This window comes from Desulfofundulus sp. (assembly GCF_049701015.1).
Taxonomy (GTDB): domain Bacteria; phylum Bacillota; class Desulfotomaculia; order Desulfotomaculales; family Desulfovirgulaceae; genus Desulfofundulus.
The window spans coordinates 1-645 of the sequence record NZ_JBNATZ010000276.1 but is presented as its reverse complement, the minus strand read 5'-3'; the positions used below and the strand labels follow the sequence as shown (position 1 = coordinate 645).

At 54.3% G+C, this 645-nt stretch carries 1 protein-coding gene; it reads left to right on the top strand.

From position 1 onward, the window contains the following. On the top strand, positions 1 to 385 hold a 385-nt coding region (locus tag ACPLUI_RS13100; protein ID WP_424660698.1), incomplete at its 5' end, for a DUF6385 domain-containing protein. Between the last annotated feature and the right edge of the window lie 260 nt (positions 386 to 645).

The following is a 645-nucleotide window of genomic DNA, read 5'->3' as shown; positions in this document are numbered from 1 at the left end:
CACGCCGCCAGTCAGCGGCCTGCTTGTTACCAGCCCCGGTCTGACCGTGCTGACGAACACGGCCACCACGGACGTATCTGCGGTAAGGACCAACATTACAGATACTGCCGGTAGTCCGGATACCACTTATACTGTGCTTGGCTACAGAACGTGGTCTTTCAGTGTGGTCAATGCTTCCACCACGATTGCCCCCGCCACTGTGCGGCTGGAAATAAGTCCTGATGGCAATAACTGGATTACGGAAGCAGGGCCCGTTACCCTGAACACCGGTGATGTAACAGCCCTGGTATCGTCAATTTTCCTCAAATATGCCCGTATATATTATGCCGCTGTCGATGCGGCGAGTGCGGTGACTTTAAACATCTTCTTCCAGGGGCAGGCGTAGCATAACGGGGGTGGGGGATGCGGTTTCTTGTCGCTATCCCTCCTACCCCACTCCGACCCGTTCACGGTCTAGCTAATAGCATAGGTAGGGGTGTAAGCAATGCGAAGAGCAGGTGCCCTGCCAGAAAGCTCAGGGGATGTAGAACAAAAGATAACGTGCCTGCTTAACGCACCTGGTATCCTATTGGGAGGCATATTGGGGATTGGGATTACGGTTGTGTGCCTCGTTTTAAACCGCATCGCAATGGCCGGGTGGAACCA